The sequence below is a fragment of the Acidobacteriota bacterium genome, assembly GCA_016184105.1.
Classification (GTDB): domain Bacteria; phylum Acidobacteriota; class Vicinamibacteria; order Vicinamibacterales; family 2-12-FULL-66-21; genus JACPDI01.
This window is the reverse complement of the sequence record JACPDI010000013.1, coordinates 20452-38588: the sequence shown is the minus strand read 5'-3', so window position 1 is coordinate 38588 and position 18137 is coordinate 20452. Positions and strand designations below refer to the sequence as shown.

General features: G+C 67.1%; 19 protein-coding genes. 8 read left to right on the top strand and 11 right to left on the bottom strand.

Going from position 1 to position 18137, the window contains the following annotated elements:
- Together HYU53_05450 and HYU53_05445 are read right to left on the bottom strand one after the other, a co-directional pair.
- Positions 1 to 774: a zf-HC2 domain-containing protein gene (locus tag HYU53_05450; protein MBI2220635.1), complete on the bottom strand. Its 774-nt coding sequence runs from the start codon at positions 772 to 774 to the stop codon at positions 1 to 3.
- Positions 771 to 1379 carry a sigma-70 family RNA polymerase sigma factor gene (locus HYU53_05445; protein ID MBI2220634.1) on the bottom strand — a complete coding sequence of 203 codons (609 nt, stop codon included), beginning with the start codon at positions 1377 to 1379 and terminating at the stop codon, positions 771 to 773. Before HYU53_05445 ends, HYU53_05450 begins: the two co-directional genes overlap by 4 nt.
- 81 nt (positions 1380 to 1460) lie before the next feature.
- On the opposite strand from HYU53_05445, the gene typA reads away from it, so the two are divergent.
- Complete coding sequence (gene typA / locus HYU53_05440) at positions 1461 to 3308, top strand: translational GTPase TypA (GenBank protein MBI2220633.1); 1848 nt, start codon at positions 1461 to 1463, stop codon at positions 3306 to 3308.
- A 70-nt stretch (positions 3309 to 3378) separates the two neighbouring features.
- Here typA and HYU53_05435 read toward each other — a convergent pair whose 3' ends face one another.
- The 6 genes from HYU53_05435 to HYU53_05410 form a co-directional block, all read right to left on the bottom strand.
- Positions 3379 to 3576, bottom strand: a complete 198-nt coding sequence (locus HYU53_05435; GenBank protein MBI2220632.1) for a thioredoxin family protein — start codon at positions 3574 to 3576, stop codon at positions 3379 to 3381.
- Between the two features lie 18 nt (positions 3577 to 3594).
- Positions 3595 to 4029, bottom strand: a complete 435-nt coding sequence (locus HYU53_05430) for a hypothetical protein (GenBank protein ID MBI2220631.1) — start codon at positions 4027 to 4029, stop codon at positions 3595 to 3597.
- 86 nt (positions 4030 to 4115) lie between these two features.
- Complete coding sequence (locus tag HYU53_05425; GenBank protein MBI2220630.1) at positions 4116 to 4427, bottom strand: hypothetical protein; 312 nt, start codon at positions 4425 to 4427, stop codon at positions 4116 to 4118.
- Positions 4428 to 4752: 325 nt separating this feature from the next.
- Entirely contained in the window at positions 4753 to 6765 is a 2013-nt protein-coding gene (locus HYU53_05420) for a S9 family peptidase (protein MBI2220629.1), read from the bottom strand.
- Complete coding sequence (locus HYU53_05415) at positions 6762 to 7538, bottom strand: heme-dependent peroxidase (GenBank protein MBI2220628.1); 777 nt, start codon at positions 7536 to 7538, stop codon at positions 6762 to 6764. Before HYU53_05415 ends, HYU53_05420 begins: the two co-directional genes overlap by 4 nt.
- A gap of 55 nt (positions 7539 to 7593) precedes the next feature.
- The gene (locus tag HYU53_05410; protein MBI2220627.1) at positions 7594 to 9309 is read right to left on the bottom strand and encodes an amidohydrolase; all 1716 of its coding nucleotides are present in this window, start codon (positions 9307 to 9309) and stop codon (positions 7594 to 7596) included.
- Positions 9310 to 9340: 31 nt separating this feature from the next.
- Between HYU53_05410 and HYU53_05405 the strand changes: the two genes are divergently transcribed.
- The 5 genes from HYU53_05405 (at position 9341) to HYU53_05385 (ending at position 14018) form a co-directional block, all read left to right on the top strand.
- Positions 9341 to 9913, top strand: a complete 573-nt coding sequence (locus tag HYU53_05405) for a class I SAM-dependent methyltransferase (protein MBI2220626.1) — start codon at positions 9341 to 9343, stop codon at positions 9911 to 9913.
- A 39-nt stretch (positions 9914 to 9952) separates the two neighbouring features.
- Positions 9953 to 10183 (top strand): hypothetical protein, encoded by a 231-nt coding sequence (locus HYU53_05400; protein MBI2220625.1) that lies wholly within the window; start codon positions 9953 to 9955, stop codon positions 10181 to 10183.
- A 108-nt stretch (positions 10184 to 10291) separates the two neighbouring features.
- Positions 10292 to 12160 (top strand): SpoIID/LytB domain-containing protein, encoded by a 1869-nt coding sequence (locus tag HYU53_05395; protein ID MBI2220624.1) that lies wholly within the window; start codon positions 10292 to 10294, stop codon positions 12158 to 12160.
- Between the two features lie 44 nt (positions 12161 to 12204).
- A complete protein-coding gene (locus HYU53_05390; protein ID MBI2220623.1) occupies positions 12205 to 13695 on the top strand; it encodes an AAA family ATPase in 1491 nt (496 codons plus the stop codon).
- A 35-nt stretch (positions 13696 to 13730) separates the two neighbouring features.
- Positions 13731 to 14018 (top strand): hypothetical protein, encoded by a 288-nt coding sequence (locus HYU53_05385; protein MBI2220622.1) that lies wholly within the window; start codon positions 13731 to 13733, stop codon positions 14016 to 14018.
- A 27-nt stretch (positions 14019 to 14045) separates the two neighbouring features.
- Here the strand turns inward: HYU53_05385 and HYU53_05380 are convergent, their stop codons facing one another.
- Positions 14046 to 15188 carry a PQQ-dependent sugar dehydrogenase gene (locus HYU53_05380; GenBank protein ID MBI2220621.1) on the bottom strand — a complete coding sequence of 381 codons (1143 nt, stop codon included), beginning with the start codon at positions 15186 to 15188 and terminating at the stop codon, positions 14046 to 14048.
- Positions 15189 to 15210: 22 nt separating this feature from the next.
- Positions 15211 to 15765, bottom strand: coding sequence for a BON domain-containing protein (locus HYU53_05375; protein MBI2220620.1), 555 nt, complete (start codon positions 15763 to 15765; stop codon positions 15211 to 15213).
- A 165-nt stretch (positions 15766 to 15930) separates the two neighbouring features.
- On the opposite strand from HYU53_05375, the gene HYU53_05370 reads away from it, so the two are divergent.
- Positions 15931 to 16122 carry a hypothetical protein gene (locus HYU53_05370; GenBank protein MBI2220619.1) on the top strand — a complete coding sequence of 64 codons (192 nt, stop codon included), beginning with the start codon at positions 15931 to 15933 and terminating at the stop codon, positions 16120 to 16122.
- Between the two features lie 7 nt (positions 16123 to 16129).
- Here HYU53_05370 and HYU53_05365 read toward each other — a convergent pair whose 3' ends face one another.
- The gene (locus HYU53_05365) at positions 16130 to 17728 is read right to left on the bottom strand and encodes an ATP-binding cassette domain-containing protein (protein ID MBI2220618.1); all 1599 of its coding nucleotides are present in this window, start codon (positions 17726 to 17728) and stop codon (positions 16130 to 16132) included.
- Between the two features lie 50 nt (positions 17729 to 17778).
- On the opposite strand from HYU53_05365, the gene HYU53_05360 reads away from it, so the two are divergent.
- Positions 17779 to 18093 carry a hypothetical protein gene (locus HYU53_05360; protein MBI2220617.1) on the top strand — a complete coding sequence of 105 codons (315 nt, stop codon included), beginning with the start codon at positions 17779 to 17781 and terminating at the stop codon, positions 18091 to 18093.
- The last annotated feature ends 44 nt before the right edge of the window (positions 18094 to 18137 follow it).

The following is an 18137-nucleotide window of genomic DNA, read 5'->3' as shown; positions in this document are numbered from 1 at the left end:
CTATAACTCCCTGAAGCCCATGCGGACGATGAGGTCGCGCCCGCGGATGATGCGCTGGAGGCGCTGCAGTTCCGGCGGGTCGGCGTCGGACGCCATTGACGCCTGCAGCAGCACGGTCTCGAGATCGCCGAGGAGCCGCGCGAGCCGCGCGTCGCCGCGATCGGCGGCCGACAGGCGGAACAGGCGCGTCTCGGGCAGCAGCGATGCCGCCAGCGCGCGCTCGTACTCCCAGTCTGCGGCGCTCGCGCGCTCCGTGTCTTTCATGACCAAGCCGAGCAGGACGATCTTCGCGCGCTCGAAGTGCCGCGCCGCCGCCGCCTCGAGCGCCGCGTCGCCTGCCGTCCCGTTCACGGTCGCCTGGCGCGGCGGCAGGCTTCGCGGCTGCCAGACCAACCCGAGCGCGACGCCGACGAGCAAGGTGGCAGCCAGAGCGAACCACGTCATCACGTGCCACGTCACGTGCCACGTGCGACGTGCCACGTGCGACGTGCTGACGTCCGCACGTGGCACCGTGGCACGTCGCACCGTGGCACGTCGCACGTCGCACGTGGCGGCGCCGAGGCGCCGCATGAAGTCGGCCCACTCGGCATCCGTGCGCGTGACAGATGCGCGATCATCGAGCGCCGCGCGCACCTGTTCCAATTCGCCGACCGCGGCCGCGCACGCCGCGCACGTGGCGAGGTGTCGCTCGAAATCGTTGCGGGCGGCGGGATCGAGCTCGCCGTAGAAATACAGCGTGGGCGTCTCGCCAGCGGCGCGCGGGCAGATCGTCATGAGTTCGCCACTCCGGGCCGGTGCGCGGCCGCCTCGTGCGTCCGCCCGGCGCGCACGCCGCGCACGCCGCGCAGCGCGTGGCGCAGGCGGTGCACCGCGGAGTGGAGCTGCCGCTTCACGGTCCCCTCCGCGACGCCGAGCGCGTCAGCGATGTCGGTGAGCTTCAATCCTTCGAAATGGCGCATGGCGAAGATCACCCGCTGCTGCGGCGGCAGCTTGTCCACTGCCGCCTCGACGGCGCGCCGGACCTCGCCGGCGTACACGTGCTGCTCCGGTCCGGGGTCCGCGGCAACCGGGTCGTACGGTCGTTCGTCTTCCCGCGCGGCGTCAAGCGACGTCACCGGGGTCCGCCGCCGGCCGTGATCGATGCACGCGTTCATCGCGATCCGATAAAGCCAGGACGCGAATTGCGCGTCGTGCCGGAACGAGGCGAGGGACCGGTGCACCTTGAGGAACACGTCCTGCGCAATGTCGTCCGCGTCGAAGTGGTTGCCGGCATACTGGAACGCCACCCGATACACCAGCCCCCGGTGACGCTCCACCAGGGTCATGAAGGCGGCACTGTCCCCAGCCGCGGCTCGCGTGATGAGCTGAGCGTCATCCATTCAGCTGGCGCCAGAGGTTAAGACGGTGGGAGCCCCTTCGGGGTTGATCAGGCACCTGTCAGGTATACTGGTGAGATGCTCATGACCCCTCGAAGCCCGCAGATCGCCAATCCGCTGCGCCGGAACGTCGCCATCGTGGCCCACGTGGACCATGGCAAGACGACGCTGGTGGACGCGATGCTGCACCAGAGCGGGGTCTTCCGCGCCAACGAGCGCGTGGCCGAGCGCGCGATGGACAGCAACGAGCTCGAACGCGAGCGGGGCATCACCATCCTGGCGAAGAACACGGCGGTGCACTACCGCGATCCCGAGACGGACGAGGGTCTCCTCATCAACATCGTGGACACGCCGGGGCACGCGGATTTTGGCGGCGAGGTGGAGCGCACGCTGTCGATGGTGGACGGCGTGCTGCTGCTGGTCGATGCCTCCGAGGGGCCGCTGCCGCAAACGCGGTTCGTGCTCCGCAAGGCGCTCGAGCGCCGCCTGGCGCCGATCGTCGTCATCAACAAGATCGATCGGCCTGACGCCCGGCCGCAGGAAGTGCTGAACGAGGTGTACGACCTCTTCATCGATCTCGACGCCACCGAGGATCAGCTCGATTTTCCGGTGCTGTACACGAGCGCGCGCGCGGGAACCGCCTCGGTTGCGCTCGACACGCCGGGGACGGACCTCCGCCCGTTATTTGACGCCGTTCTCCGGAGCGTGCCGGCGCCACACGGCGATCCGTCCGCGCCGCTCCAGATGCTCGTGGCCAACCTCGACTCCAGCGACTATCTCGGGCGGATCGCGATCGGCCGCATCTTCAACGGCACGGTGACGATCGGCGACGCGATCACCGTCTGCAAGCTCGAGGGAGCGCAGCAGCAGACGCGTGTCACCAAGCTGTTCGCGTTCGAGGGGCTGAAGCGCGTCGACATCGAATCGGCCGCCGCCGGCGACATTGTCTGCCTGGCTGGGATTGAAGACATCACGATCGGCGAAACCGTGGCGGACCCCGAGCACGCGACGCCCATCCCGACAACGGCCATCGACGAGCCGACCGTTTCGATGATCTTCGGCGTGAACACCTCGCCGCTCGCCGGCCGCGAGGGGCAGTTCGTCACGTCGCGCAACCTGAAGGACCGGCTCGATCGCGAACTGCTCGGCAACGTGTCGATTCGCGTGGAGCCGACCGACACGCCGGAACAGATGAAGGTGCTCGGGCGCGGCGAGCTGCAGCTGTCAATCCTGATCGAGATGATGCGGCGCGAGGGGTACGAGCTCCAGGTGTCGCGGCCGGAGATCGTCACCCGCGACATCGGCGGCACGCGCGTCGAGCCGGTCGAGGAGCTGGTGATCGACGTGGCCGACGAGTTCCAGGGCGTCGTCATCGCGCAGGTCGGGACGCGCCGCGGCGTCATGACCAAGATGATCAATCACGGCAGCGGCCGCGTGCGGCTCGAATTCCGCATTCCGGCGCGCGGCCTGATCGGCTTCCGCTCGCAGTTCCTCACGGAAACCAGAGGCACCGGGATCATGAACCACATCTTCTCGGGCTGGGAGCCGTGGCACGGCGCGATCCCGGCGCGTCCCACCGGAGCGCTGGTCGCGGACCGCGCGGGAGTGGCCACCGCGTACGCGCTCTCGAACCTGCAGGAGCGCGGCGAGATCTTCATCGATCCCGCGACGCAGGTCTATGAAGGCATGCTCGTTGGCGAGAACTCGCGCACGAACGATCTGGACGTGAACGTCACGAAGGAAAAGAAGCAGACGAACATGCGCGCGTCGACGGCCGACGAAGCCATCCGGCTCATCCCGCCGCGCAAGCTCGGCCTCGAGCAGGCGATCGAGTTCATCAACGACGATGAGCTGGTCGAGGTGACGCCGAAGAGTATTCGCCTGCGGAAGAAGATCCTGCAGGCGAACATGAGGCCTCGGAAGACCGACTAGGCACGAGTCATCAGGCGCGAGTCGGAAGGCTGACGCACGAGGCGCAACCTGGTGCCTCGTGCCTGGTGCCTCAAACGAACGGGCGCAGGGCGTCGGCCACGAACACGTCTTCCGGCTGCGCGCCAAGCAGCTCGACCTTCCCGTTGACGACCGTCTTTGGCACGCCCGTGATGCGGTAGCGCTGCACGACGTCTGGAAACTCCGCCGCGCCGACCGACGCCATCGTCACCTTGTCACTGAGCATCGCCATCCGCATCGCCAGGCTCACGGCCCGGGGACAGTGCGGTCAGGTCGGTGTCACGAACACCTGGATGTGAACCGGCTCTTTGAGTGACGCGAGCAGCGCCATGCTGTCCTCGCTCAGGCCCACTTCGTCGGCGCCCCCCGTCAGCAGGATCGATTCGAGCAGCGACGAAAATTCGTAGCCGTGCGGCGCGCCGAAGAAACGGATGCCGTGGTCCGTGCCGTTATCGCCGAGCACCGCAACGGCGGGCACGCGGTCGATGCCGAGGCGCGCGGCCTCATCCTTCTCGAGGAGGAAATTGCGCTCCTCGAGCGTGATCTTGTCGTTGATGCGCACGACTTCGCTGAGCACCTGCTTCGCGATATCGCAGGTCTCGCAGTTGAGCGTCTGCGTGAAGAAGACGATCTTTACGGGGTTCTTGAGCTCGGCGAAGGTTTCCTGGAGCTGCTTCAGATCGGCGTCGGCGAGAAGGGCCACGAAGACATTTCATCACAGAATAAGGGGGACAGTCACACTTTCCGAGGCAGCGGCCCAGGAAAGTGTGACTGTCCCCCTTACGCGGCTCAGACCCGGGACTGCTCCGCGCCCTCGACCCCGAATGCCGGGGCGTGCACGAACGTCTCGGCCTGCGCGGGGAACTGCGTCGTGTGGCTTTCCTTCACACGAAACGCGACCACGTCGGCGTTGGGCTGCGTCGCGAACTGGTGCAGCAGGTCGTCGCGGCGGCGGCGAGCCTCTTCGAGGTCCGCCGTGCCGAGCGAGCGCCGCACGCGCTCCTGCCGCCACCCGTCGTACACGACGGTGAAGGCGATCCACCACAGGCGGCCGTTTCTCCAGAGATGATGATTTGGATTAGGTATGGATGCGACAGGCATTGGTGTTTTCTCCTCGGCCAGCCCTCCCGCTGGCCTTGAAAAAACACCCGGAGTGCCCGCTGTTGCCTCTGGGCTTGGCAGGCCGGACACTTGTTTGTCCCGTCCGGTTGCTCGGGACCGCATCTCCGGCAGCGCGCGGGGGAACCGCTGGGGCTGCCGGAAGGCACCTTGGGATGTCCGCCCCAGGTTGCCGGGCCCACGCTCTCCAACGTGGACCGCTCCGGATGTCTGCCCAGACTATAGCCGGAACCCCCCCGAAAGCTCAAGTGGGGGGCGTGTCATAGCGCACGGCGCCAGGCTCCAGGCAGGGTTAAGGGCTCAGGGTTCAGGGTTTTAGGTGTGCCGTGTACCACGCCAGCGCACGCTCGATGGCGTCCGCGACGTGACCGGTTTCGCGCAGGCCGTGGCCCTCGCGCGGATAGCGCACCATCACCGTCTCCACGCCCGCATCTTTCAGCGCGATGAAGAATTGCTCCGCCTCCGCGATGGGGACGTCGTTGTCATTCTCACCATGGATGAAGAGCGTTGGCGTCTTCACGTCCTTCGCGTAGCGAATCGGCGACCGCTCCCACAGCTTGTCGATCAACCCCTTCTCGTGCGGGTACGACCCGAACTCCACGGCGAGGTAGTCGTGGTAGTACGCCATGTAGTTGAAGCTCACGAGGTTCGCAATGCCCGCGATGGGCACCGCGGCCTTGAACCGGTCGGTCTGCGTGATGAGCCAGTTGGCGAGCTGCCCGCCGTAACTCGTGCCCTCGACGAGTAGCGCCGTGCGATCGATCCACGGGTATCTCGCAACGGCCGCGCTCACGCCGGCCAGTACGTCCTTCGCCTCGCCTCCGTTCTGGTCGCCGAAGATCGCGTCGGCAAATTTCTGCCCGTAGCCCGTGGAGCCCCGATAGTTCACCATCAGCGACGCGAAACCGGCCCCGGCATAGATCTGCGCCTTCGCATTGAATGACGCCCCCTGCTGCGCATGCGGGCCGCCATGGATGACCGTAACGAGCGGGTACTTCCGCGCGGGATCGAACGCCGCCGGCCTCGTGACGAACGCCTCGACATCGAGACCGTCGAAGCTCCTGACCGTGAACGACTCCACGCCGGCGATGGCGCGATCGTGAAGGAACGCATTGTGGTCCGTGAGGACCCGCCTGTCCGAGCATGCCGGGCGCCGGTCTGACGACCGGCGGCGGCACGCGATCAGATCCGCGGGGCGATCGCGCGTGGTGACGGCAGCCGCGATGACGTCGCCGGCAATCGACCAGGCTCCCACCGACCCGCCCGCGTCGACCGGGCGACCCTCCAGGTAGAGGTGCGTCGCACCCCGCTCCTGCACCGTGAACGCCACCTGGCCGTCGACCCACCTCGGGGCCCCCTGCCGGTTGTCGATCTGCGCGCCGACCTCGTGCCGGCCGCTCCCGTCCGCGTTCATCATCCAGACGTGCGTGTCCTCCATCGTCGTCTCGGATGACGTCAGGTCGCGCTTCGTGCCGAGCAACGCGATGCGCGATCCGTCTGGCGACCAGCGCGGAAAGTACTCCGCGCTTTTCGTCTCCGTCAGGCGGCGCACGGCGCCGTCGCTCACCCGGACGGCGAAGACGTCGTAGTTGAACGCGCGATCGGGATCGCGCTCCCGGTTGGAGACGAACAGGATCTCGTCACCTTTCGGCGACCAGTCGATGGAGTGCTCGTAGAAACGTCCCTCGGTCAGCTGTCGCACCTTCTTCGTGGCCACGTCCACGATGAAGATGTGCAGCCGGCGATTGTCGTTGAACCGGGTGCTTCCCTCGGACGCGGTCGGTTTGTAGAGATATCGCGTGATCACCATCGGATCGCCGTTCGCGTCCTGCTCGGGGCCGGGCGTCGACGACACGAAGGCGATCTGCTTCCCATCGGGGGACCAGGCGATCTCCTCCCCTGCCGACGGCAGGGGATGGTTGGTGCCTGAAACGTGGGCGACGCGATCGGCCTCGGTCTTTTCGGCCTTCGACCCGAGGCCCTCGACCTTGACGACGTCGATGCCGGCACTCCCGTTGTCCCAGCCGGCGTACGCGAGAGCGTGTCCGTCGGACGACCATCTCGGATCCGCCCCATCGCCGACGAGCGACGGTTCACCGCTCTCCACCTGCGCCACCCAGATCTGCGGGTACGGCCGGCCAGGCCTGTCGCTCTTGTAGACCGTGTATGCCACGCGCCTGCCGTCGGGCGACAGCTGCACGTCGCCCACCGACCGCAGCCGGTGGAGGTCGGCAGTCGTCAGCGGCTTCTGCCCGGCCGCGCCCGCGAGCGCGCCGAGGGCGACGATGACAACGGCGGCTTGAAAGGTCCGGCGCCTCATAGAAGAGACGGCGCCTCGCCGCTCAGGAACTTCGGCAGCTCCTGCGCGCTGAACTGCAGCCCCACGTAGAACGGCCCGAACTCCGCGAATTCCGCGGTCGCCCGGTCGAAGCGCATCTCGTAGATCAGTTTCTTGAACACCAGCGGATCGTCGGCGAAAAGATCGACGCCCCACTCCCAGTCGTCGAAGCCGATGGACCCGGAGATGATCTGCGTCACGTTCCCCGAGTAATGGCGGCCGATCATCCCGTGCTCGCGCATCATCGCGGCGCGTTCCTCGAACGGCTCCAAGTACCAGTTCTTCCGCTCGCCGCGCCGCTTGTTCATCGGGTAAAAGCACACGTGCCGGCGCCGGGGCACCTCGGGAAACAGGCGCCCCGCCACGCGCGACTTCTGCGGCTCCATCTCGGCGTCGAACGCGGCGTCGTAGTCCCCGCTTCCCGGCTTCAGTCCTTTCGCCTGGAGTTGCTCGTGCACCTTCGCCGTCATGTCGTACATGCCCAGCTCCACGATGGACACGTACGACGTGGCTGGCTCGAGCACGTCGAACAGGGGCGTCTGCGCGAGCGCCAGCTCGGCCGCCTCGAGGTCGTCGAAGGCGCGGCGGAAATGGATCAGCATCAGATCTCCCTTGTGGCCGAGCAGATGTACGAGCGCCGTCCCGCCCGCGCGCGCATCCTCGGGGCCGCAAAGCGCGGTGCCGACGGACGAGGTCAGCTCGCGGCGCGACGCGTTCGTCATCTGCCGGATCGCGGGCCACTTTACGCGGAACATCTGGTGGAGCACGCTCCACCCTTCAAGCGTTTCGGGAACGAACGGGTTGTGCACGCTACATTTCCTTCGACTCGAAGACGACTTTCCCCCCCACAATCGTGACCACCGCGGTCGTCGCCGCGAGCGAGTCGGGCGGGGCCGTGAAGATGTCCTGCGAGAGAATCGCGATGTCGGCGAGCATGTTCGGCGCGATCGTGCCTTTCTCCTGCTCGGCGAACTCCGCGTACGCGGAGCCGTGCGTGTAGGCGCGCAGCGCCTGCTCCCGCGTCAAGGCTTCCTTCGGATTGTTCGGATGCAGCGTGGCGAGCATCAGGTTGAGCCCGGGGTTCAGCGGGCCGTCCGAGCCTATCGCAAGCGGCACGCCCGCCTCGAGCAGGGACCGCAGCGGCTGCACGGTCGCCGCCCGGGCCGGGCCGAATCGCGCGTCCATGTCGCGGATCGACAGGTGCGCGGGATTCTGCACGACGATCACGCCAAGGTTTTTCGCACGCGGGACCAGATCGCCCGCGAGCAGATCCCCGTGCTCGATCCGCACGCGGCGCGACTGCCACCTGAGCGGCGATCCCGCCGCGGTCATCACCGAGAACGCCTGCGCGACCGCGCCGTCGCCCGAGGCGTGCAGCATGACCTGCTCCCGGCTCTCGAGCGCCTTGAGCGCCATCGCGCGCAGCGACGCGTCCCTGAAGTTCGGCTGCCCGCGCCACTTCGGCCGGTCCGCGTAGTCCTGCCGCAGAAACGCCAGGCGCTCGATCGGCGTCCCATCGAGGATCCACTTGGTGCCCCACACGCTCAGGGCGGTCGCGGGAGCCGGAGGCGCGGTCGAGGCGGGAGGCTGCCACGTGGCGGGATCCTGCACGGGGAACCGGACCAGCCGGAGACGGATCGGCAGGTCCGCGTCCCGAAGCAGCGCGGCCACGCGATCGGCGTCATGCGAGTTCATGATCGCCTGCGCGCTCGTGATGCCGAACGACACCGCCTCGGAGGCGAACGCGCGAAACGCGTCGACGATCGCGGCGTCCGACATCCCCTCCGTCAGCGCGCGGTCCATGCGGGCTTCCGCGTACTCGTGCGCGAAGCCGCTGAGGGTGCGATCGCTGCCCCCCTTGCGCAGCCTCGTGAAAAATCCGCCCGGCGGGTCCGGCTCCGTCTCCGACAGCCCCAGATCCTTCATAATCGCCGTGTTGAAAAACGTGCCGTGCCCGGTCCACGCGCGCAGCAGCACCGGGTGTGCCTTTGACACCTCGTCGAGCCCGAACCGCGTCGCTTCGACGTCGTCGATGATCGTCGGCCCGATCGCCCCGGAGATCCAGGTGCCTTGCGGCGCTTTCGCCGTGGCGTCGGCCACCAGTTTTAACACGTCCTTGAAGGTCGGATCCGGCGTCGGCGAATCTCCGGTGCGCAGCTCGACGCCGTCCGGGTACGCCGGCGGATGGACGTGCGCGTCGTTGAAACCGGGAATGACCGCGCGGCCACCGGCGTCGATCACGCGCGTGGCCGGGCCGGTCACCTTCTTGATGTCGGCACTCCCGCCGACCGCGGCGATGCGGTCGCCGCGGATCGCGAGGGCCTGCGCGAAGACGGGCGTCCCGGCGTCCGGCTGAGCCGCCGGGGCGAAGATCTTGCCGTTCACGATGACGAGGTCCGCAGGCGGCGGAACCGGCGCCGGCTTCTGCGGGGCCGGGCGACGCTGCCGCGGCCGCCGCTGCGCGTCGAGCGAGGCAGGGGACAGACACAGCGTGAGGCCCAGCAGGACGAACAGGGGCTTGCGCATTCGCGCAGTATAATCGTCCTCGCCGAAGGAGATGACACGCATGCGATTCCGTCCGGCCCTGGTGCTCGTCACTCTTCTCTTAATCTCATCCATCTCATCCGCCGCTCCGGCGGCCCAGCAGGCGGCCGCCGCCGACAAGCCGCTTCGCACGCCCGACGTCATCTACGTCCCCACACCGCAGGAAGTGGTCGACGCGATGCTCGTCATGGCCGGCGTCAACGGCAAGGATGTCGTCTACGACCTGGGGTGTGGCGACGGCCGGATTCCAGTGACCGCGGCGAAGGTGTACGGTGCGCGCGCGGTCGGCATCGACATCGATCCCCAGCGGATTTCCGAGGCCAACGCGAACGTCGCGAGCGCCGGCGTTGCCGACAAAGTGAAGATCATGAACGCGGATCTGTTCGAGACCGATGTCAGCCGGGCCACCGTCGTCACGCTGTACCTGCTGCCGTCGCTCAACCAGAAGCTGATGCCCAAGCTGCAGAAAGAACTGAAGCCGGGCACGCGCATCGTCTCGCACGCGTTCGATATGGGCGATCAGTGGCCGCCGGAAAAGACGCAGGAAGTCAACGGCCGGCGGATCTACCTGTGGACGATTAAGTAACTGGCCTGCTCGTTGCTGCAATCTGGCGTGGAGGGCGCGATGGGGGACGACGAGGCTCAGCTGCAGGATCTCGAGATCACCGAGGGTGGTCGGGGCGTCCGGCTGGATGAATCCCCCGAGGGACGCCTCCTCCACGAGGAGACCCTTGCGCCCGGCCGCGCTTCGGTGCGTCTGCCCGATACGACGCGCGAACGATTTCAAGACATCGACGACCGCGCCGCGGATGCGGCCCGCATGGACGTGCGGCGCCGCGAGCATTCCGCCGAATAGCCTGTCGCGCATCGCCCGCGCCCGCCGATTGCGCAGGCGGAGAACGGCTGAGCTTTGATCCGGCGCGGCGGACATATGATCCCGGCTCTGATTGCGTGAGGCCGTTGAATGAGCACACACGTCACGTCGGGCTCCGCCGCGCTTGCCGCACTCCTCGCACTGCTCTGCACATCAGTGGGCGCCCAGGTGCCGCCGCCGCCGTCGCCGGAGGAACAGCAGCAGGAAGAACAGTGGATCCAGATGAAGATCGATCAGGGCGAATCGCACGCCTCCGGCGCGCGCCCCGAGCTCGGTCCGGTGATTCTCGGCAATCCCACGCAGGCGGTGGCCACGCTGCGCGTCGGTTTGTATTACTCGTTTACGAGCAGCGGCGCGTACTCCGAGTTCTTCACGCTCAGTCACCCGTTCGCCGACATCAGCCACACGGCGGGCGATGTCCACGTGCTCGACGGCGCGACGGGCAAACAGATCGCCGCCATCGCAGCCGGAGCGCTCACCCATGTCACCTTCGACGGCGCAGGCTACCAGGTCTCGGTCGATGGTGTGTTCCTCGGCTCGTTCGGCGGGCCGATTTTCTTCAAGCCGACGCAAGCGACGAACGAGTTCAGGGTGGAGAGCATCCGGCGGGGCACGACGGCCTTCGTCCCGCGTTACCGCGGCGCGATCGAGATCTCCCGCGGCACGCCGACGACCGCCGGGCGGCTGAACGTGATCAACATCGTGGAGCTCGAGGATTACGTTCCGGGCGTCGTCACGAACGAATCGCTGAACAGCTTCCACGTCGAGGCGCTGAAGGCGCAGGCGATTGCCGCGCGTGGATACGCGGTGGCGAACATCGGCCGCTTCGCCCGCTCCGGCTGGCCGTTCGACATCGTCGACTCCAGCTCGTCGCAGGTCTATCGCGGTGTGATGTCCGAGACCGTCAAAGGCCGACAGGCGTCGACCGACACCTCTGGACTCGTCGCGTCCTACAACGGGCAAATCATCAGTGCGCTGTACTCCTCGTCGTTCGGCGGGCACAGCGAGCACAACGAGTGGATCTTCAACAGCCCGTCGAGCCAGCTTCCCGGCACGAACGCGACGCCGTACCTCCGCGGGATCTACGACGGCGATGGGGTCGCACCGGATTTCACGAGCGATGCGGGCATCGCGTCGTTCTGGACCGCGCTGCAGCCCGACACGTTTGACGACTGCCCACGCGTGTCGAACGCGCGCAACCGGTTCTCGCGGTGGCGCATCGTCCTGTCGCCCGGGTACATCAGGACGCGGATGAACCTGTCCGGCCGGTCCGTGGTGATCTCGGGCAACACGACCGGCACGGTCACCGACGTCGAGATCACCCGCCGCATGGGCGCGTCTGCGCGCGCCGCAGTGGCGCGCATCACGCTGACGACCGGCGTGGCCGAGGTCCGAGGCTGGGACAACCTGCGCAACGTGCTCGGGCGGAGCGAGGTCATCACGCCGCCGCTTTGCACAGGCAGCAACATCATCGCGGGTTTCGTCCTGAACAATCCCAGCGTCGTCGAGGTCGTGCGCAATCCTGACAGCTCGCTGAGCCACGTCGTCTCCTGGGGCGGCGGGTGGGGACACAACGTGGGCCTGAGCCAGTACGGCTCGAACGGCCGCGCCTGGTCCGGCCAGAACTTCCTGGAGATCCTCAAAGGCTATTACACGGGTGTGGATGTCGGCTCGTATCCGATCGATATCGGACGCGATCCGGGGACCGGACCGCCGACGCTGCGCCAGCAGTTCATGGCGCCGAGCGCCCGCGGCACGCTCGTCGTCCGATCCACGGACCTGAAGGGGCTGCGCGTGCACGTCAACGAAGCGTGGGACATCTCGCTCGACGAAGCGGCGCTCGGGTCCGGCACGGTGAGCGTGGACCTGTCGCCGTACCTCGTCGCGGGGATCAACAGCGTCCAGTACAACCCCGTGGGACGGGACGGACGCGCCACGGTGACGGTCGCGATCGAGTGATTGAAAACGAGGGATGCCGTGGTACCATTTGCGGCATCCCTCACATGGCGCGCGCGACGGTCCACGACCTCAAGACGCTCATCCTCTCGTTCCAGCCCGTCGTCGCCATCGACAGCGTCGAGGAAGAGCGCGTCGAGTCGCTCGTGCGCGAGGTCGCGGCCGAGCTGCGGCTGCCGCTGTTCCAGTGGTCGGTGACGCGGGGTCTCACGCGCGCGGGCGGCGACGCCCATTCCACCTTCGGCACGAACGACCCGCTGGGCGTCCTGAAACACCTCGAGACGCTCACGGTGGAGGCGATGTTCCACCTGCGCGATCTGGCCGTGCACCTGCACCGAGCGGAGGTGCAGCGCGCGTTCCTCGATGCCGCCTCGAAATTCTCGAAGACGCGCGCCACGATGGTCCTCAGCGGCGTCTCGAACGAGCTGCCCGCGGCCATCGCGCACAGTGTCGTGCACCTGCACCTGCACCTGCCGGGGCCGGACGAACTGCGATCGATGGTCGGGTCGGTCGCCGGTGCCCTGAAGGCGAGCGGCCGCGCGGTCACGCTGGACCTGTCCCCCGCGGACCTCGAGGCGCTGGTGCTCGCGATGTCGGGGCTCACGCTCAACCAGGCGCGGCAGGCGCTCGCATACGCCGCGCTCAGCGACGGCCGGCTGACGGCAGACGATGTGGGGCGCATCCTCGAGCGGAAGGCGCAGCTGATTGAAGATGGAGGCCTGCTCGAGTACTACGCGCCGTCGGACAACGCGTTTGAAATCGGCGGCTTCGATCGGTTTCGGGCGTGGCTCGACCAGGCACGCGTGGGCTTCCAGCCGGAGGCGCGCGCGCTCAACCTGAATCCGCCGCGCGGCGTGCTGCTCGTCGGCGTGCAAGGCTGCGGCAAGTCGCTTGCGGCGAAGGTCATCGCGCGGCAGTGGCGCATGCCGCTCCTGAAGCTGGATGCGGGGCGCCTGCTCGACAAGTTCATCGGCGAGTCGGAAAAGAATTTCCGGCGGGCGCTCGAGATGGCCGAATCGATGGCACCCAGCGTCCTCTGGATCGATGAAATTGAAAAGGGCTTCGCTATCGGCAGCAGCGAAGCGGATGGCGGGCTCGGGCGTCGCCTGCTCGGCACGTTCCTCACGTGGCTGCAGGAACACAAGACACCCGTGTTCGTTGCCGCGACGGCCAACGACCTGTCGGCGCTGCCGCCGGAGCTCATGCGCAAGGGGCGGTTCGATGAAATCTTCTTCGTCGATCTGCCGGATGCATCCGAGCGCGCGGAAATCCTGAAGATTCACCTGCGCCTTCGCCACCAGGACCCGTCCACATTCGACACGGCGCTCCTGGCGGCGGCGTGCGACGGCTTCAGCGGCGCCGAAATCGAGCAGGCGGTCGTCGCGTCGCTGTATCGCACGCTCTACGAGAAGCGCCCGCTCGACACCTCGCTGCTCGGCTCGATGCTGAAAGCCACCGTCCCCCTCTCCGTCTCCCGCCGCGAGGACATCGCGGCGCTTCGCGCGTACGCCTCAGGTAGGTTCGTGCCCGTCAAGTAGGTACTCGCCTTGCTGCGCTTCCAGCCGGGGGACTCATGGCTGAGCAGCGCAAACAGGAATCTCTCGACAACGACGTCATTGCCGGCGACGAAGACCTGGTCGGGCGCGAGGTGGGAGGCGGCGAGCCGGCGTGGGAAGGACCGGCAAAACCCGAACGTCGCGAGGTTCCGGGCGGCGATCACCCGGCGCGCACGCCCGGCGGCACCGGCCCGAGCACGCGCGACACCGAACACGCCGTCGCAGACGATGCCAACGAGCAGTTGATCGGGCGGTCCCGTGTCGGGGGAGCGTTGAAGGCGAGAGCGCGGCCGGCGGACAAGTAGGCCGCCATCCGTGCCGCCGCCGAGGCACTACGGCGCGGGCCTGATCCTGAAAATCCGGTCGTCGTCGGCCGAGGGAGTCCCGCGGCCGTCGCGATTGCTGGTGGAGAAGTACAGGAAGCCGTCCGGTCCGGACACCACGTCGCGGATGCGGCCGTACACGCGCTCGAGCAGCCGCTCCTCGCCCGCCACCTCCGTCCCCGCTGCGTTCAGCCGAACGCGGTGCAGGTGCGTGCCCGCCAGCGTGCCGAAGAAGAGGTCGTTCGTGAACGCCGGGATGCGCGTGCCACGGTAGAACGCCATCCCCGAAGGCGCGATGGACGGCGTGTAGAACAGCACCGGGCGCTCCATGCCGGCGCGGCTTTCAGCGCCGGTGATCTCCGGCCAGCCGTAGTTGGCGCCCGCGCGAATCCGATTCACCTCGTCGAAGCCGGTCGGCCCGTGCTCGGTCTCCCACAACTCGCTGGTCAGCGGATGGAAATCGATCCCCTGCGGGTTGCGGTGCCCGTAGGAGAAGATCGGCGACGAAAATGGATTCCCGGGCGCGCTCGTCCCATCCTCGCGAATCCGGAAGATCTTCCCCGCGTACGATCCCAGGTCCTGCGCGAGCGATGCCGCCGCCGCATCTCCCATCGTCAGGTACAGGAAGCCGTCGGGCCCGAACTTCACGCGCGAGCCGTCGTGGACCGGGGCGGCGGGGATATTGTCGAAGAGGACGGCGCGTTCAGCGAGCGTGTTGTTCACCTCGCGATAGCGCGCGAGGCGGTTGACCGTGCGGCCGTCCGCGCGCGCGGTATAGACGACGTAGACGAAGTGGTTCGAGCCGAAATCGGGATGAAGCGTGATGCCGAGCAGGCCTGATTCGCTGACGGCGGAGACGTCATCAAGGGTAAGCGCCGGCGACGCCAGTAATTGACCGCCGCTGGCGATGCGGACGCGGCCTGGACGCTCGGTGATGAAAAGCCGTCCATCGGGCGCGAAGGCCATTCCCCAGGGCACAACGAGATTGCGAAGGTACGTCTCGACCAGAAATCGTGTGCCATCCGCGGCCGTATGAATGTCGCCCGTCGGCGGCGGCTCGGTCTCGCCGGGCTCGGGCGCCGGGCTGCAGGCCATCTGCGGCTGCTGCAGCGCGACGACCAGCGGCACGGCGAAGAGCCAGCTTCTCGGCATGACAGATTGCCGATCTCAGATCTCACGATTTCTCGACGACGAGATTGTTCGTGACGCCGAAAACGCCCCAGACCTCGCGCGCCTTGAAGCCGGCCATCGTCTTGTCCATCGGCGAGTTGACGAGGCCTTCAAGCGTCACGCGCCCGTTCTTGACGATGATCCGGATCGACGGGTTCGCGCCGAGCGCGTACCGATACAGCGAGGAATCGGCGAACAGCGAGCGATAGACGGCGAGGCGGATCCGGTCGTCGCCAAGGCTGGGCGGCAGGATCTCGATGTCGTTGATGACGGTGTCCACGCCGCGTACGCGCTTGACGGCCCGCTCCGCGTCGTTCTTGAGCCAGCCGGTGCGGACCTGGCCGCTGAGCCGGACGAGCCCTTTGCCGGCAACTTCGTACGCGAGGCTGTCGAACACGTCGTAGTACGGCAGCCGGAGCAGCGCAGCGCCGATCTCGTACTCGAGCTGGCGGGTGCGGACGTCCGACCGGACGACGGCGGACTGGGCCGCTCCGGACAGCTCTGCTGTTCCGGCGAGGAGCGCCGCGATAGCGAAGACTCCGAATTTCCCGAGTCGCATGGTCCCCCTCCTGCAGGCTGGCACCAACACCTCATGCATGGCTCTTGCCGTCACGAGGCGACGATAATCCCTAGTAAAAAGACGCAGGAGTGAAACCAACTGTCCCCGCCAGGCGTCATAGCCTATGAGCCTGCGCCTGATTAGACACCTGATTAGACGATGACTATGCCTCAGGATTTCCAAAGGAAGACGCCGAGCCGTCCGAAGCTCGAGTACGACGTCTGTTCCCGCTGCAACACGCTGTTCGACGACCAGGGCGAAGGCGGGTGGTGGTTTGAAGCGGGCCAGTGGTGGCACGAATGCTCCCCCGAGCGTCCCGCGAAGGTGGTCGTGCGCCGTCTGTCCCGCGTCGCGTGACCCCACGCTACGCCGTTGCGGCGGCGTATTCCTCGTAAGCGCCTTTGAAATCCTCCACGGCGCCGTGCTCGACGTGCCACACGCGCGTGCCGACCTCTTCCATCAGGTCCTGGTCGTGCGTCACCAGCAGCACCGTGCCCTCGAATTTCTGCAGCGCGATGTTGAGCGCGTTCACCGATTCCAGATCGAGGTGATTGGTCGGCTCGTCGAGGACGATCACGTTCGGCTTCTGCAGCATGATGCGGCAGAACAACAGCCGCGCCGTCTCGCCCCCCGAAAGCGCTTCGGTCGGCTTCAGCCCTTCCTCGCCGCTGAACAGCATCTGCCCAAGAAGGCCGTGGATCTCCTGGCGTGACGCCGCCGGATCGAATCGGTGCAGCCACTCCACCGCCGTGAGCCCCTTTTCAATCGCGCCCGTGTGATCCTGCGGGAAGTATCCGATCGACACCTCGTGGCCCCACCGGATGCTGCCGCCGTCCCGATCGCCACGCGACGCCGGCAGGTTTGGCGCGTCCGACAACAGCGCCTTCAGCAACGTCGTCTTTCCGGCGCCGTTGCGCCCGACGATCACGACTTTCTCGCCGCGATGGACCATGCCGCTGAATCCGGCTATCACCTGCTGGCCGGCGAACGCCTTCCGCACGTCGGCCGACTCCAGCACGTGGCGCCCCGACGGCCGCACCATGGAGAACTTGATGTAGGGGCGCTGAATGTTCGACCGCGCCAGCTCGGTCGTCTGCAGCCGCTCGACTTCCTTGCGGCGCGAGGTCACCTGGCTGGCGCGCGTGCCGGCGCCGAACCGCGCGATGAACTCGTTCAGCTGCGCGATCTTCTTTTCGCGCTGCGCGTTCTCCGCCTCGACGCGGGAGCGGATCTCGGTCTTCGCCACGACCATGTCGTCGTAGCCACCCGTGTAGGTGATGATGGTCTGGTAGTCGATGTCCGCGACGTGCGTGCACACCGCGTTCAGGAAGTGCCGGTCGTGTGAGATCACGATCAGCGTTCCGTCGTAGCGCGCCAGGAGCCCGACGAGCCAGTGAATCGAGTCGAGGTCGAGATGGTTGGTCGGCTCATCGAGCAGCAGCGCCTCCGGGTGGCCGAAGAGCGCTTGCGCGAGCAGCACCCGGACCTTCTGCCCGCCCTGCAGCTCTGCCATCGTCCGCTGGTGGAGCTCGTCGGGGATGTCGAGGCCCTGCAGCAGAATCGCCGCGTCGCTCTCGGCCGTGTAGCCGTCCTCTTCGCCGATAATGCCCTCGAGCTCTCCCAGGCGCATGCCGTCGGCATCGCTCATGTCCGCCTTCGCGTAGAGCTGTTCCCGCTCTCCGAGCGCGGTCCATAAGCGTGAGTTGCCCATGATGACCGTATCGATCACCCGAAACCGGTCGAAGGCGAACTGGTCCTGCCGCAGCACGCCGACCTTGCGCGGCCGCGCGACGGTGCCTTTCTGCGGGACGAGCTCGCCGGTGAGGACCTTCATGAAGGTCGATTTCCCCGCGCCGTTCGGCCCCGTCAAGCCGTACCGCCGCCCCTTGGAGAACGTGGCGGTCACGTCCTCGAACAGGATCTTGGACCCGAACCGCATGGACACGCCACTGACTGCAATCATTTCGATGGGCAAAACGATTATTCTACCACGCGAGCCTTCCCCAGACCGCCATGCACCGGTTGCTGATTCCGCGCCTCCTGCTCCCGGTGGCGCTCGCCGGCTGCGCCGCTCCCGCGGGACCTCGCCTGCTGTACACGCCGGACGATTCCGTACGGCCGGTGACTCATGTCGAGAGCGTCCGCGAGTACGACGTCGCGATCGCGAGCATCGCGTCCGTTCTCGAGCGTGACGCGGTGGGCGGATACCGGCGGGTCCTTCTCAATGAGGCCGCAATCGCGCGGCAGGAATGGCCGGCGCGCGTCGCATCGCTGGCACACGAGCTCGGGCACAGCCTGCAGTACGAGCTGGGGGGCGGGACGCAATAAGTGGGACAGTCACACTTTCCGTAGCAACATCAAGGAAAGTGTGA